Source organism: Mycobacterium sp. 4858, from assembly GCF_900240975.1.
In the GTDB taxonomy this organism is placed as follows: Bacteria; Actinomycetota; Actinomycetes; order Mycobacteriales; family Mycobacteriaceae; genus Mycobacterium.
In genome coordinates, this window is the sequence record NZ_LT968775.1 from 935,288 (window position 1) to 950,367 (window position 15,080).

General features: G+C 67.7%; 13 protein-coding genes and 1 pseudogene. 10 read left to right on the plus strand and 4 right to left on the minus strand.

Features of this window, described 5'->3' with window-relative positions; translation table 11 throughout:
* The first annotated feature begins 35 nt into the window (after positions 1-35).
* The 5 genes from C1737_RS04390 to C1737_RS27020 all read left to right on the plus strand — a co-directional run bounded on the left by C1737_RS04390 (position 36) and on the right by C1737_RS27020 (position 7,024).
* Positions 36-1,163: a Xaa-Pro peptidase family protein gene (locus tag C1737_RS04390; RefSeq protein ID WP_102417336.1), complete on the plus strand. Its 1,128-nt coding sequence runs from the start codon at positions 36-38 to the stop codon at positions 1,161-1,163.
* 34 nt (positions 1,164-1,197) lie between these two features.
* Positions 1,198-3,453, plus strand: a complete 2,256-nt coding sequence (locus tag C1737_RS04395; RefSeq protein ID WP_102417337.1) for a prolyl oligopeptidase family serine peptidase — start codon at positions 1,198-1,200, stop codon at positions 3,451-3,453.
* A gap of 90 nt (positions 3,454-3,543) precedes the next feature.
* On the plus strand, positions 3,544-6,234 hold the full coding sequence (locus C1737_RS04400) for a glycohydrolase toxin TNT-related protein (RefSeq protein WP_102417338.1): 2,691 nt from the start codon (positions 3,544-3,546) through the stop codon (positions 6,232-6,234).
* Positions 6,235-6,241: 7 nt separating this feature from the next.
* The gene (locus tag C1737_RS26560) at positions 6,242-6,865 is read left to right on the plus strand and encodes a hypothetical protein (protein ID WP_142393421.1); all 624 of its coding nucleotides are present in this window, start codon (positions 6,242-6,244) and stop codon (positions 6,863-6,865) included.
* A 21-nt stretch (positions 6,866-6,886) separates the two neighbouring features.
* Positions 6,887-7,024 carry a hypothetical protein gene (locus tag C1737_RS27020; protein WP_233214647.1) on the plus strand — a complete coding sequence of 46 codons (138 nt, stop codon included), beginning with the start codon at positions 6,887-6,889 and terminating at the stop codon, positions 7,022-7,024.
* A gap of 228 nt (positions 7,025-7,252) precedes the next feature.
* Here the strand turns inward: C1737_RS27020 and C1737_RS04410 are convergent, their stop codons facing one another.
* Positions 7,253-7,666, minus strand: a complete 414-nt coding sequence (locus tag C1737_RS04410; protein ID WP_067917614.1) for a F420-dependent biliverdin reductase — start codon at positions 7,664-7,666, stop codon at positions 7,253-7,255.
* 35 nt (positions 7,667-7,701) lie between these two features.
* On the opposite strand from C1737_RS04410, the gene C1737_RS04415 reads away from it, so the two are divergent.
* From C1737_RS04415 to C1737_RS04430, 4 genes are read left to right on the plus strand one after another with little or no spacing between them, the layout of a single operon-like run.
* Entirely contained in the window at positions 7,702-8,451 is a 750-nt protein-coding gene (locus tag C1737_RS04415; protein ID WP_102417339.1) for an SDR family NAD(P)-dependent oxidoreductase, read from the plus strand.
* Positions 8,448-9,620: a precorrin-6y C5,15-methyltransferase (decarboxylating) subunit CbiE gene (cbiE, locus tag C1737_RS04420; RefSeq protein ID WP_102417780.1), complete on the plus strand. Its 1,173-nt coding sequence runs from the start codon at positions 8,448-8,450 to the stop codon at positions 9,618-9,620. The genes C1737_RS04415 and cbiE overlap by 4 nt, the downstream gene beginning before the upstream one ends.
* On the plus strand, positions 9,617-10,372 hold the full coding sequence (cobM, locus tag C1737_RS04425) for a precorrin-4 C(11)-methyltransferase (protein WP_102417340.1): 756 nt from the start codon (positions 9,617-9,619) through the stop codon (positions 10,370-10,372). The genes cbiE and cobM overlap by 4 nt, the downstream gene beginning before the upstream one ends.
* Positions 10,369-11,097, plus strand: a complete 729-nt coding sequence (locus C1737_RS04430) for a cobalt-precorrin-6A reductase (protein WP_199182807.1) — start codon at positions 10,369-10,371, stop codon at positions 11,095-11,097. The genes cobM and C1737_RS04430 overlap by 4 nt, the downstream gene beginning before the upstream one ends.
* Here C1737_RS04430 and C1737_RS04435 read toward each other — a convergent pair.
* From C1737_RS04435 to C1737_RS27365, 3 genes and pseudogenes are all read right to left on the minus strand, one after another.
* A complete protein-coding gene (locus tag C1737_RS04435) occupies positions 11,094-12,083 on the minus strand; it encodes an IS481 family transposase (protein ID WP_067916778.1) in 990 nt (329 codons plus the stop codon). The genes C1737_RS04430 and C1737_RS04435 overlap by 4 nt on opposite strands.
* A gap of 105 nt (positions 12,084-12,188) precedes the next feature.
* A complete protein-coding gene (sigC, locus tag C1737_RS27025; protein ID WP_231980219.1) occupies positions 12,189-12,746 on the minus strand; it encodes an RNA polymerase sigma factor SigC in 558 nt (185 codons plus the stop codon).
* 171 nt (positions 12,747-12,917) lie between these two features.
* Positions 12,918-13,637: pseudogene (locus tag C1737_RS27365) on the minus strand (DUF2275 domain-containing protein); the annotation flags it as partial.
* 63 nt (positions 13,638-13,700) lie between these two features.
* Between C1737_RS27365 and C1737_RS04445 the strand changes: the two are divergent.
* Entirely contained in the window at positions 13,701-15,011 is a 1,311-nt protein-coding gene (locus tag C1737_RS04445; RefSeq protein ID WP_233214648.1) for a PPE family protein, read from the plus strand.
* Positions 15,012-15,080: the final 69 nt, after the last annotated feature.

Genomic DNA, 15,080 nt, shown 5'->3' on the forward strand with positions numbered 1-15,080 from the left:
CGCCGCCGAACGTCGACCGGGTTAGCCTGGCTGCCATGGACTCTCATCGGTTCGCCACCGGGGTGTATGCCCGCCGCCTGAAAGCGGCGGCCGACGCGACCGCGGAGGCGGGGTTGTCCGGCCTGGTCATCACCCCGGGCTACGACCTGCGTTACCTCGTCGGGTCGCGCGCCCAGACCCTCGAGCGGTTCACCGCGCTGGTGTTGCCGGCCTCCGGTGACCCCACGGTGGTGGTGCCGCGGCTGGAGCTGGCCTCGCTCAAGGGGTCGGCCATTGCGGAACTGGGTCTGGCGGTGCGGGATTGGGTCGACGGGGACGACCCGTACCAATTGGTGGGCGCCGCGTTGGGCGGGGTTCCCGCCGCGACCGCCGTCACCGACTCCATGCCGGCGCTGCACCTGCTGCCGCTGGCGGGTGCGCTCGGCGTGCTGCCCGTGCTGGCGACGAACGTGATGCGCACGCTCCGCATGGTCAAGGAGGAATGCGAGACAGACGCGCTGCGCAAAGCCGGCGCGGCCATCGATCGGGTGCACGCCCGGGTGCCGGAGTTCTTGGTCCCGGGCCGGACGGAGGCCGACGTGGCCGCCGACATTGCGGAAGCGATTGTGGCCGAAGGCCATTCGGAGGTGGCGTTCATCATCGTCGGTTCCGGGCCACACAGCGCCGACCCGCACCATGGTTACTCGGATCGCGAACTGCAAGTCGGCGACATCGTCGTCGTCGACATCGGGGGCGCCTACGAGCCCGGATATAACTCCGACTCGACCCGCACCTACAGCATTGGCGAGCCGGATCCCGAAGTTGCACAGCAATATTCGATCCTGCAGCGGGCGCAGCGCGCGGCCGTCGACGCCGTGCGTCCGGGCGTGACGGCCGAGCAGGTCGACGCGGCCGCGCGCGACGTGCTGGCCGACGCCGGGCTAGCGGAGGCTTTCGTGCACCGCACCGGTCACGGCATCGGGTTGTCCGTCCATGAGGAGCCCTACATCGTCACGGGCAACAACCTGCCGCTGGCCGCGGGCATGGCGTTCTCCGTCGAGCCGGGCATCTACTTCCCGGGCCGCTGGGGCGCCCGCATCGAGGACATCGTCGTGGTGACCGAAGGCGGGGCGCTGGCCGTCAACAACCGGCCGCACGACCTGATCGTGGTGCCCGTGGCATAGCATCCGGCGCTTATCGGGGCGTACGTTGGCCTTGATGTCACTTCTGGATTTGACTCTCCTTCCGATCCGCATCGCACGTCACATCGCCGATACGCTGGTGCATCCCGCCCCGACGGCACCCGCGCCGCCGGCCGAACTCGTCGTCGTCGACGGAATGCCCGAGGGGGTGCCCCCGGCGGCGCTGCGCCGCGAGCCACAGCTCCCGGTGCCGTCGGGCTGGCCATTCGGCGAGGAGTTTCCGCGCACCTGCGGCGCGGGCCGCGTGGCCGGTGGGGCCCTGTTTTGGACCGACTTTCTGTACGACGACCACGGCGCGACGGGCCTGCCGATCGGCGACCTGAAAGTGCAGGCGCCGCCGCGCGGAACCTACGTCTATCCCGACGGCCCCGCCGCCCGCAACGGCGCCGACATCTTCCGGGTCGCGATCGGGCTCACCGCAACCCACACGTGGTGGCGGGTCGACTGGAACACATTGCTGGACGCGTCGGTGCCCATCGCGCTGTTCGCTCTCGACACCGACCCGGCCCGGACCGCGCCGGACCAGTGGCCCGCCGGGGCCGGGGTGCGCTCGGCCGGAATCGACATGGCCCTGCGGATTTCGGGCAGCGGTGCCGCGCTGATCGACCTGACCACCCAGTCGACGACGCCGGTGCAGCACAGCGTCGACATGGGATCGCGAACGTTTCTGGCGCAGGTGCCGCGGACTCTGTTGGAGCCGAGCGGCACCTGGACGGTGCGGCTCGGCGCGGGGCTGGCCAACGCGGCCGGTGACGGGTTCGCCGACGTGCCCGCCGAGCGCGGCGCGCTGCCCGGTCAACCCAACGTGTACAACGTCGCATTCCGCACCAACGAGCAGGAGCCGCCGCACCTGAACTTCTGGTCGGACGCGGCGCAGGCCGACGCGTTGACGGGTGGCGACGTGTCGAGGTTCGCCGTGAGCGTGGAGTGGGCGCGGCTGGCGGCCGGCGAGACCGCTGCCGAGCCGGTGATCACCGGCCCGTCGACGCGCTGGTATGTGTCCTCGATCGAGCTGGGCCAAGGTGTGGCCGCCGACGACATCTTGAGCACCAAGCCGCAGTTCCTCGGCCGGGTGCAGCCGTATTCGGTGTGCCTGCCATCGAGTTTCAAGCCGGGCCGGGCGCTGCCGTTGACCCTGCTGCTGCATTCGCTTGCGTTGGGGCAGAGCCAGTTTGCCGCGATCGACCCCCGCCTGCTGCACCAGGTGTGCGAGGTGCGCGGCTCGGTGGTGATCACGCCGCTGGCCCGAGGGCCGTCGACGTGGTACTTCGATACCGGGGAGTTGGACGTCTGGGAAGTGTGGGCGCGCGTCGCCGAGCAGCTGGGCACCGATCCCAACCGCACCGTGATCTCCGGTTACTCGATGGGCGGCTATGCGGCCTACAAGCTGGGATTGACTTATCCGCAAGTGTTTTCGCAGGCCGTCGTGCTGGCCGGCCCGCCGACGTGCGGGGTGCGGCTGCTTCCCGACGTCGACATCCCGGCCGACCTGGACCCGGAGTCGCCCTGTGCCCGGGAGGGCGATACGTGGAAGCTGCTGGTGAACGCCCGCTGGCTGCCCTACGTGATCGCGCACGGACTGGTCGACGAGCTGGTGCCGTTCCCGTCGGCCGCCGAGCAGGTGCTCGAACTCGACCGGCTGGGCTACCGGCACCGCTTCACGGTGTATCCGTTCGAGGATCACATCGCCTGGGTGCTGCAGGACAAGTTCGAAGACCCGATCGCCCACATGGAAACCGGCCTGCGCCAAGCAGATCCGGGGCACATCACGTTCGCGTGGCACCCGCAACTGGTGCGCGACGACTTGGGTATCGGGCCGCATCGGGTGTGGTGGCTGTCCGGCCTGACCGCGGATCCCGCGGTGACGGCGCGGCGTGGGGCCGTGGCCGAAGTCGACGCGCGGTCGTACGCGCGCCCGGATCCGACGCACACCGTTCGGCATCACCGCGGGTTCCTCCTGAACTTCGACCCGACCCCCGGCGTCTACAGCGAACTGGACTGGCGGGTGGGTCCGCCCGTGGGTCCGCTGCCGTATCTGACACTGCGGCTCACCGGCGTCGCCGCGATCACGGTGGATGTCCAGCGGGCCGGATTGGCACCGCTGCCGGCGTCGACCATCACGGTGGCCACGGACACCGCCGCGCGGATCACGCTGAGTGCGCTGCCCGCCGGGGTCGGCGTCCAGCTCGACGGCCATCCGGCCGAACCGACTTTGGCGGTGCCGGTGGGACGGCACCGCATCACCTTGGCCGCCCAGGCTGTTGATGAATGAGTTGTGGCTGCTCTACGGCCGCGGCTAGCTTGGGCAAAGCCATCATTGGGTGAATAGCTTCGGCGCGCGGTCTCGACGAGAATTTCGCGCGTGGCTCCCTTGTCGGTCGACCCCGAGGCGATGTACGCCGCCGGCAGCGGCATTGGCGCCGTAGGCGAGGCCCTGGCGGCGGCCTTGGGCCCGCTTACCGCAGGTTTTGGGATCAACAGTGGCCAGGATGCAGCCGGCTTGGTGTTCGGGTTGGGGTATCAGAATGCGGCCGAATCGCTCCTGAACGGGGCGGCGGCCGGCATCTTTGCTTGCAGATATGTCGGGGCGAAGGTGCAACTTTGCGCATCCAACTACTCGAGGGCCGACGCGGCGTCCAACGTCCATGGAAGCGGTCACGTGCTGCCCGCGCCCGTGCAACCGCAGGAGTTTCCAGCTCCTGGTCGGCCCGGGGCTATGGGTCCCGGCGTCGCTCAACCGCTGCTTTGGGCAGTGGTGGAGGCGTTGGTCGACGATGTGTGGCCCAACGGCAACGGCGTCGGAATGCAGGCGGCTGCCGGATGCTGGCGGGGTTTCGGCGCTGCACTTCGTGGGGTGGGGGAGGCGCTCAACGGTCCTAAGTCGACCATCGCCGCACAGCAGGTCCCTGAAGCCGAGCTGGTACAGCAATGCATCTCGAAGCTCGGCGCCAAGTTGGGTGACCTCGCCGGGCAGTGCGACGCACTGGCCAATGCGTTGGACGGATTCGCGATCGAGGTGGACAAAGCCCAGAATAATATTCGGGATCTGTTGAGGCGGCTGGGTTCGCTCGGTGACTTAGGGCACGACGTGGTCTTGATCTTCGAGGGTGATGCGGTCGACGAGCTAGAGAAGATCGTCAGAGATATCAACGCCGTACTGGACAACATGAAGCGCGAGGCCAAGGCGCGCGAGCAGGTCATCAAAACCGGAATGCAAATCATTGACGGTTTGGTGGGCGAGATGAAGAGCTACGTGCGGGGCCAGCTGGTCCAATTCTTGGGAGAGACCGTCGGCAATTTCTTGGCCAACCGGTTCGACTTCACCGCCGACGCCGGGGAGGGCATTTTCAAGAGCGCAGTCGGGCTGGCGGAACTGCAAGACCAGCTTGACCCCAGTCGTTTCGTCTTCGATCCCCAAGGCGCTGCGGCCAGCTGGGCGGCACTTGATCAGACCGCGGTGAAATCGATTCCCGCGTATGCGCTGTTCGATCCAGAGGGCGCCCTGAAGAACGACTTGGGGCTCGCGAAAGGCCTTACCCACTGGGATGATCTGACCTCCGGTCGGCCGGGGCTGGCAGTCGGGGAGTTCATCTTCGACGGCGCGACATTTGCGGTGGGCGGCGGCGCAATTAAGGCCGGATCAGAAGGTGCTGAGGCTGCTGCGGCAGGCGCCAAAGCAACCGAGGGAGTGGCCGACGGCGAGAAGGTGGCCCAAGGAGCCGTTGGGGCGGTCGGCGAATTGAACGGTGTTGGTGGTCCGCTGGCCGACATCGGAAAGACTGGTGGTGATATCACCAAAGGCCTCCAAAACCTCGGCGACGATCTACCCAAAGGCGATCTGCCCCCTAGCGGCAGTCCGGTGAACTTGCCGCCCGGCAAGCTGCCGGAGGCGCCGGTTGAGTCGGCGCCTCGACCGTCTGAGGGCGCACCGGGTGCGCCGCATGGACCGGCCGATGCCGGGCCGCCGCCGCGAGGAGTTGGCGAGCGACCCGGGCCCGCGGTTGATCCACACGATCCGGCGCCCGTAGGCGGTCCGCGTGAGCCGGTTGCATCGCCTATCGCCGGTTCACCCGTTGCCTCTGCGGCCGCCGCAGCGGCCGAGCGTGCGCCGTCAACGATGCCGAAATTGATCGATCATTCGCCCACGCAGCTTCCGGTGCCGGAGACAAGATCTCCCGTCGAGCCGGCACCCGCTGCTACGCATGCGGCGCAACCAGCGCCGCCTTCACCCCCGAGTGCGCCTGTGGCCGCGGCGCCGCATTTGTCTTCCCCCAGCGGTCACCCATCCGACATGCCGGCGGCTGGCGGGAGTGTGCATGGGCCTAATGACGCCTTGCCTCACGGCGGGCACCCGTATGAGAAGTCGCCGCATAGTGGGGAACCCGATGGTTCTGGGGACGGAAAGCCGGATCAGCGGGCAGACGATCCGCATGGACGCGATGGGGAGCACCATGGCGACAGTCATGAAGGGCCACCGCACGTCGCGGATAAACCGGTAGCAGGTCAGGATTATCCGTTTCCACCTGACCAAGCACTACAGATCTTGTCGGATCCGCACGCTGAGATTGCACGTCTGGCAAGCGGCAAAGTACCGTCACACATTCTCGAAAACTATGACCCATTAGCGGGTCGAACGCCTGATGAATTTGCAAACGAATTTACCGTTCGTGACTCTGCCGGAAAGCTGAAATGGGATTGGGACAATCAGGCTCCCCATGACGGTTTTGCGGGCACTCCGACTGAAACCGATCGCATTCCCGCGGGCATACATTTGGACCGCGTCGGCCCAAACGGCGGTGCATTCATGTCGCCGGAGGGCGAACCTCTAGCGCGGCGCGCCACGCCACCAGGGCTCGCGTCCCAGTACCACACGATGACAGGGAGTGGCGAACCTGTCCCAGACAACTGGGTGGTTAAGCACGGTCCGGCGAAGGCCGCCTTCGGGCAGCCAGGCGGCGCGGAACAGTGGGTAGTCATTGATAGGCTCTCAGGGCATCCAGTTCCGGTCGCGCAACTGGATCTCGCCGGAGTCATTACCGATCTCACACCGTAGGAGCTCAATGGACATCGGCGCTTCACCAAGAGGGCTCTCTAGCGAACCCGAACTAAAAATGGTGGTGGACCGTTATGAATCTTGGCGACGCCGTTGGATTTCATTGACTGGGCGCGAACCGTCGCGTGATGCACCAGAACTCGCAGAGGGACGGCTCTGGTTTCGCGATGGATTCCCACATCCTGACTGGACGGCACAGGTGATCGAGCCTGCTCCTTTCGGATATGTCGTTCTCGATTCTACGACAGAGCGAAGGATTTCTCCGGATATTGCTGTAAGAGCAATCTTCTCGTCGCTCGAAGACGCCGGAAAGTACATAATCGCGCAGGCAGGCGATATGTTGCGCCGCGAATGTAAGCTCGAACCGCGATACCGAGAATGGCATCGCTTCGGCTTGAGTGACAAGCTTCTCAAAAGTGATAGTGATCGTGTCGCGATCCGCTTTATCGCAGACTATAACGGCATTGCGCCCGATACGGTCCAGCAGTTGATACATAAATACTCGGTCAAGACACAACCGAATCACTGTGCGCATTTAGCAAGCTCGGATGAGCCTTATAGCCGAGTTTTGACGCTATCGTTCGACGAACTTGACGCGACGTTGACTGACGGGCTCGCTGCCAACACTTAGTGAGCGCCAGGAAGAGGTGAGATGAATCCGGAAACTATCAACGCCGCAATTGCTCTGGCCATAAAAGATGGCGATGTTCCGCATATTGACCAGCGAAAGATTGCCGAATTTTTTGTGCTTCGCAAGCCAAATTCCTTAATGCTTGCATCACCGCACTGATTCAGGAGGCTGGCAGTATACCGATCGACTGGAGCTGTATGACATTAGAACAGGGGGGTCTAGGAAATCTTGCGTCGCTTCCGTGGCAGTCATCCGTAATTGAATGAGGAGGCGTTGCACGAGATTGGCCGATGCGTCGGATGGAACCTGCGTTGACAACGGCACCGAGTAGCAAAGAAATCTACGGGCTGCGCCGTTGTCTACCTGCGCGGTCGTTCCGGGAAGGTTCTACTTCTCGCCCCGGTCCAATAAGCCCGACGACCCCAGCACTCGCTCCACGCGCACCTCGATGACCACCCGCCGCGGATTCGGGCGCGGAGTCCGGTAGCGCTGGGCGTAGCGCAGCTCGGCATCGCGGACGGCGTCGCCGTCGCTGTTCACCTTCGACCGGCCCTCCAGCGACAACCACCGCGCGCCGTCGACCTGACTGAGCACCGCGACCCCGCCGCGGTCGGCGTTCACTGCCTTCTGCGATCCGCCGGTGGTGATGACCCGCGCGATGTGCGTCTTGGGGTCGAAGGTGAAACCCACCGCCACGACATGCGGTGAATTGTCGGCTCGCAGCGTGGTCAGCATGGCCAGATGCCGTTCGGACAGGAACGCCAGCGCATCGTCGGTGAGCCGGGTAGTGGTATTCGCCATCACCGCTCACGCTAGCGCAGGTCATAATCGCAGCCGTGGACGACACGGGCGCAGGTCCAGTACTGATCCTGGGCGGCCGCAGCGAGATCGGCATCGAGCTGGCGCGGCTCCTGGCGCCTGGGGCGACGGTGGTGCTGGCCGCGCGCGGGGCCGATCGACTCGACGAGCAGGTCGCCGCCCTCAGAGCCGCCGGCGCCACAGCGGTGCACACAGTCGAGTTCGACGCCGACGACCTCGCATCGCACGGTCCGCTGGTCGACTCGGTCGTCGCGGACCACGGACCCATCGCCACGGCTGTGCTGGCCTTCGGAATCCTCGGCGACCAAGCCCGCGCCGAGACCGACGCCGCGCACGCGGTCGCCATCGTGCACACCGACTACGTCGCCCAGGTCAGCATGCTTACCCATCTGGCGACCGCGATGCGCAAAGCGCACAGCGGCCAACTGGTGGTGTTCTCCTCGATCGCCGGCGCGCGCGTGCGTCGCGCCAATTACGTCTACGGCTCGGCGAAGGCCGGCCTGGACGGTTTCGCGGGCGGGCTGGCCGACGCCCTGCACGGCACCGGCGTGAAACTGCTGATCGCCCGACCGGGCTTCGTGATCGGACGCATGACGCAAGGTATGGACCCCGCGCCGCTGTCCAGCACGCCCGCCCAGGTGGCCGCGGCCACCGCGCGTGCGATGGCCAAGGGTCGACGCACCGTGTGGATCCCGTGGGCGCTGGGGTCAGCGGCCGCCGTGATGCGGCTGCTGCCGCAGTCGCTGTGGCGCAGGATGCCGCGATGATCATCGTGGTCGGCATCGGGGCCGACGGCATGGCTGGGCTCGCGGAAACCTCCCGCAATGAATTACGCAGGGCCACAATAATTTACGGCTCGAAACGGCAACTCGACCTGCTCGACGAGACCGTGACCGCGCCGCGCCGGCAGTGGCCCTCGCCGATGCTGCCCGCCCTGCAAACCCTGCGAGATCGCCATGCCGAAGACATCCACGTGGTGGCCAGCGGCGACCCGCTCATGCACGGCATCGGGGGCACGCTGATCCGGCTCTACGGCCCCGAACACGTCCGGGTGCTGCCGCACGTGTCCTCGGTGACGCTGGCGTGCGCGCGGATGGGCTGGAACGCCCACGACACCGAGGTGATCAGCCTGGTCACCGCGCCGCCGCACACCGCGGTGCGCCGCGGCGGCCAGGCGATCGTGCTGTCGAAGAGCGCGGCCACGCCCCACGAAGTCGCCGCACTTCTCGAAGCCCACGGCCGCGGCGATTCCGAATTGAGCGTCCTCGAAAACCTCGGTGGCCCAACCGAACGGCGTCGCGACACCACCGCGCGCCAATGGGCCGCGGACGCGCCCCACGATGTCGACGACCTCAACGTCGTCGCGATCCGCTACCTGCCCGACGAACGGCTGTCGCCGCTGCCCGACGACGCGTTCCGCCATGACGGGCAGATCACCAAGCATGGCATCCGCGCGGTGACGCTGGCGGCGCTGGCGCCGCGCCCGGGCGAGCGACTGTGGGACGTCGGCGCGGGCTCGGGCAGCATCAGCGTCCAGTGGTGCCTCAGTGGCAACGGTTGCAGCGCGGCCGCATACGAACGCGACGAACGACGCCGCCGCAACATCGCCTTCAACGCCGCGGCCTGCGGCGTCGCCATCGACGTCCACGGTGACGCCCCGAAAGCCTTCGGCGGGCTCGACACGCCATCGGCGATCTTCATCGGCGGCGGCCTCACCCAACCCGGCCTGGTCGATGCCTGCCTCGCCAGCCTGCCGACCGGCGGCCGCCTCGTCGCCAACGCCGTCACCGCGGAATCCGAAGCGCTGCTGGCACAGTCGCATTCGCGCCTCGGCGGCCACCTGAGACGCTTCCAGCACTACCACGGCGAGCCGCTCGGCGGCTTCACCGGATGGCGCCCACAGATGCCGGTCACCCAGTGGTCGGTGACCAAGTGACGGTCTATTTCATCGGCGCCGGCCCGGGCGCCGCCGACCTGATCACCGTCCGCGGCCAGCGGCTCCTCGAGACGTGCCCAGTGTGCCTGTACGCGGGATCGATCATGCCCGACGACCTCCTGGCGCTGTGCCCGCCCGGGGCGAAAGTCATTGACACCGGCCCGCTGACGCTTGAGCAGATCATCACCGAACTCGCGGACGCCGACGCCGCCGGTCACGACGTCGCGCGCCTGCATTCCGGTGACCCGTCGCTCTATAGCGCGCTGGCCGAACAATGCCGACGGCTCGACACCCTGGGCATCGACTACGAAATCGTGCCCGGCGTACCGTCTTTCGCGGCGGCGGCGGCCGCGCTCAAGCGCGAGCTCACGGTCCCCGGGGTCGCGCAGACGGTGACGCTGACCCGGGTCGCGACCCTGTCGACGGCCATGCCGCCCGGGGAAGACCTGGCCACCCTCGCCCGATCCGGGGCCACGCTGGTCCTGCACCTGGCCGCGGCGCAGATCGATGCCATCGTGCCGCAACTCCTCGACGGCGGATATCGGCCCGAAACACCGGCCGCCGTCGTGGCTTTCGCGAGTTGGCCGCAAGAGACGGCACTGCGCGGCACGCTCGCCGACATCGCCGGGCAGACGCGCCAGGCCGGTATCACCAAGACGGCGGTGATCATCGTCGGTGACGTACTGGCCGCCGAGGGATTCACCGACAGCTACTTGTACTCGGCCGGGCGGACGCGGGGGAGCGGGCACTGATGCGAGTGCTGCTGCTCGGCGGCACGGCCGAAGGCCGCGCGCTGGCCAAAACCCTGCACCCGCGCGTCGACATCGTCAGCTCCCTGGCCGGGCGGGTGCCGGAACCCGCCCTGCCGGTGGGCCCGGTACGCGTGGGCGGCTTCGGCGGCGTCGAGGGTCTCCGGCGCTGGCTGCGCGAGGAAGGCATCGACGCCGTCATCGACGCGACCCATCCATTCGCCGCGACCATGACCGCGCACGCCGCGCAAGCGTGCGGCGAGTTGGAGATCCCGCATTTAGTCCTGGCCCGCCCGGCGTGGGAGCCCGGCGATGCGATCGTCGTCGAATCGGACACCACGGCCGCCGAAACCGTTGCAAAGGAACGCTTCTCGCGGGTATTCCTCACCACCGGACGCTCGGGGACGAGGGTCTTCGCCGACAGCAACGCGTGGTTTCTGATCCGCGCGGTCACCGAACCCGACCCCGCGTCCTTGCCGCGCCGTCACCAGCTGGTGCTCTCCCGCGGCCCGTATGACTACGACGGCGAGGTCGCGCTGCTGCGGGAGCACCGCATCGACGCATTGGTCACCAAGAACAGCGGGGGAAACCTGACCCGGGCGAAATTGAACGCCGCTGCGGCCCTGGGCATTCCGGTGGTGATGGTGGCGCGCCCGCCACTGCCGGCCGGGGTGAACGTGGTGGGCAGCGTCGAACAAGCCGCCGAATGGCTGACGGGACTGGATTAGCTGTACTGACCCGAGAGGTTAGGTACGCGGGTGGCGGGTGGTTGGCCGCCGAGTGCGGTGTGGCCGCGGTGGTGATTGTAGGCGTGCAGCCAGGTGGGGAATTCAGTGCAGCGTTCGTGGTCGGAGCGGTAGAGCCGGGCGTAGGCCCATTCGTCGGCCAGGGTGCGGTGGAATCGCTCGACTTTGCCGTTGGTTTGTGGTCGGTAGGGCCGGGTCTTGCGGTGTTCGATGTCGCCGAGGGCTTCACCGAAGGTGCGGGATCGATAGCAGGATCCGTTGTCGGTGAGGACTTTTCGGACTGTGATCCCACATTCGGTGAACCACGTATTGGCGCGCAGCCAAAACGCTGCAGCGGTTTCCTTGCGCTCGTCTGCCAACAGTTCGCTGTAGGCCAGTCGTGAATACGCGTCGATGGCGGTATGCAAGAAATGGTGACCGCGCAACGGATTGTGGTGCTTGCTGCGGCGACCCGAGCTTTTATCGGCCTGCGAGTTGCGGTTGCCTAGGGTGCGGCCCAGCATCCGCCAGCCGCCCCCGGCGGGGATCTTGCCCAGCTTTTTGACATCGACATGCACCAGATCCCCACAGCGCACCGACTCGATGCGTCGAATCACGCGGCCGGTCGGGCGGTCTAACCACCGCAACCTTGCCAGCCCGTAACGGGTCAGTATCCGGTGCACCGTGGACGGATGCAGGCCCAGCAGATAACCGATTCGCGCAGGCCCCCATCGCCGGATGACACGGACTTTGATCACGCGCCGCTCGGTGCGCGTGGGCGTGCGCTGCGGACTGCGATGGGGTCGCGAGCTGCGATCGGCCATCCCGGCCATCCCCAGGGCGCGGTAGCGGTCAGCCCAGCGCGACGCCGTGGTCGCCGAGACTTGAAAGCGCTCCGCCGCCCGCCGCAGCGGCCAGCCTTCCTCGACGACACAACGGGCCAGTCGCAGACGACCGGTTTCCGACAATGGGGCATTACGGTGGGACACGAAGACCTCCGATGGTGAGTGCGTTCCTCGACAGCTCGCACTTCACTCGGAGGTCTTCGTCATGTCACCACGCCACGCCGTCACCAACGTCCGTGGTCAGTACAATTAGCCGGTCAGGTCGTCGCGCTCGGCGTCGGCGGCCAGCAGCGCGTCGCGGGCGCGGGCGACGCGGGACCGGATCGTCCCGACCGGACAGCCGCACACCGCCGCGGCGTCGGCATAGGGCAGCCCGAGCAATTGGGTGAGCAACAAGGCTTCTCGTTGCTCGGCGGTGAGGTTCGCGATCATCGTGGTGACCTCGACCAGGTCTTCGAATCCGCGCGCGTGGCGGTCGCCGCGCAGAACGTGCTCCGGGTCGGCGCCGACCGCGGCGCGCGGTCGCGACTGGACGTGGCGGATGTGATCGGCGACGACACGGCGCGCGATGGACAGCAGCCAGGTCCGGGCGCTCGAGCGCCCGGAGAATCTTTCGATGGCGCCGATCGCGCGCAGGAAAGTCTCCTGGGTCAGGTCGTCGGCGCTGCCCGCGTCCGACAGATATGCGACGAACCGCCATACGTCTTGCTGGGTGGCCTTGATGAAAGCCTCGAGCGCCCTGTCGTTTCCACGCGCGGCTGCCAACGCGAACTCGGTAACGGCGTCGTCATCGCTCGAAGCGATCATGACCAACCACCTTTGTGTCGCGGGCTCACCGAGTCTACGACGTCCTGTCGTAGCTGCGGCGGCGGGGTCGGAAGCCGTTCGGTTGATGGGCCAGAGGTGACCGCGCCGTCGTGCTGCGGGAGACTCTGCCGGCCAGGCGGCATCGTCGGCGTGCCCGGACGCTCCGGCTCTTTCGGACCGCACCCGTTCCCGCGCCACCAGTAACGCGAACGCGAGTCCCAGCAGCAGGGGCATATGACTGGCGATCCGCGTCGCGGTGACGTCGCCGGCGAAGGCGTCGACGATCACGTAACCCAGTAGCGCGACCGAATAGACGCCCGTAATCGCCGCCACCCCAATCGCGGTGACGGGCCAGACGCCGGCGGCCACCATCGCCAGGCCCAGCGCCAGCAACCAGGCGGTGGACTCGTGCATCAAATGCTCTCCGGACATCGCGCCGTGCATGTGGCTCGACACCATCCCGAAATCGATGCCGCTGATTTGCGCGGCGGCGATCGCCACCTGGAAGAGACCGACACCGATCAGGCCCCAGCGCCGGTAGTGCTTGCGCAGCCAACGCATCCTGCGCTGGCGCCCGGAGGATTCCTCGCCGATGCTCGCCATGATCGTCGCGACCAGGTCGGGCCCCTCGCCCGGCTCGACGGTGGCCAGCCGGCGGGTCTGGGCCGCGGCGCCGATCAGCCAGGCGCGGCACCGCCGGCACGATTCCAGATGAGCGTCGACCTGCTGCGCGAGCACCTGGGGACGCTCGCCGTCCAGTCGAGCCGAAAGCGCCTCACGCGCCGCTTCACACCGCATCCCTGCATCGTTGCGCATGCCCGGTCGGGGTGCAAAGAGCGCTCGAAACGGCCGGCGGGAACTAATCCGTGCGGGAAACCGACCACTGAACATCAGCAGCCCACCCCCGACAGCCACCGAAGAGGTATTCGTGTTCGTGCCCGAAGGCCCCCGACGATGACCGCCCCGATCTGGATCGCCTTCCCTCCGGAAGTGCACTCGACCCTGCTCAGCAGCGGCCCCGGGCCCGGATCGCTGCTGACGGCCGCGGCGACGTGGTCGTCGATGAGCGGCCAATACGCCGACGCCGCAGCGGAACTGACCGGGCTTCTGGGCGCGGTGCACGGCGGCGCATGGGAGGGACCCAGCGCCGAACAGTATGTCGCGGCACACGGGCCCTACCTGGCCTGGCTGCAGGAGAGTTCGGCCACGAGTGCGACCGCGGCCGCACTGCACGAAACCGCGGCCGGCGCTTACACCGCGGCGCTGGCCGCCATGCCGACGATGCCCGAGCTCGCGGCGAACCATGCGACCCACGCGGCGCTGGTCGCGACCAACTTCTTCGGCATCAACACCGTCCCGGTCGCCGTGAACGAGGCCGACTACGCGCGCATGTGGGTGCAGGCCGCCACGACGATGACCACCTATCAGGTGGTGGCGGAATCCAGCCTCGCGGCGGTTCCGGCGAGCACGCCCGCGCCGCCGATCGTCACCCCGGGCGCGGAGGCGAGCGTCACCACGATGCAAGCCGCCGACACCCAGCAGCAAGCCACCCAGACCTATCCGTCCTGGCAGGACCAACTGACGGCCTGGCTGCAGCAGTACACCAAGAACTTCGCCTGGCCGGTGTCCAAAGACCTCAACCCCGGCGGCTGGCCGTTCCCGCCGGTGCCGTTCGTCAATGGCCTCGCCTCGTTCTTCGGTCAGTTGGGCTTCTCGCCGGCCCTGTCCAGCGCGCTCGGCTGGGCGATCTTCCACACGCTGATGATCTTCTGGCCGTTCATGCAGGCCGCCATCCAGATGGCCGTGGTGCTGGCACCGATGGTCGTCTCCGTTCTGGGCGCCGCCGCGGCCGGAGGTGCGGCGGCCGCGATCACCGCGGTGAGCGTCGCGGCGCCGTTGTCGGCCGGCGCCCCGCTGCCGGCGCCCGCCCCCGCCTCGGCGCCGATGGCGTCCGCGCCGGCTCCTACCATCAGCACGGCGCCGGCGAGCGTGAGCAACGCCCCGACGGTGTCGAGCGCCCCCGCGTCGACCGTGGCCAGCCCCACCGGAGGCGGGCCGGTCGGCGGCGGACCGGGCCCCGGCTTCAGCCCGACGGCCGCGGACGGCATCGGCGCGGGCATGTCCGACGCCCTCTACGCTGCGGCGCTGTCGGGGCTGGCGGCGCGCGGCAGCGCCAGCGGCCGGGCCCGGCGGAAGTCGGAGGAACCGGCGCCCGACGACGTCGACGCACCCGCTGCGGCCGCGACGGTGGCAGCGGCCAGGTAGAAGGCCCGGGCCCGCCGGCGCCGCGCCGGTACCGCCACCGACCGCGCGTACCGCTACGAATTCCTGGAC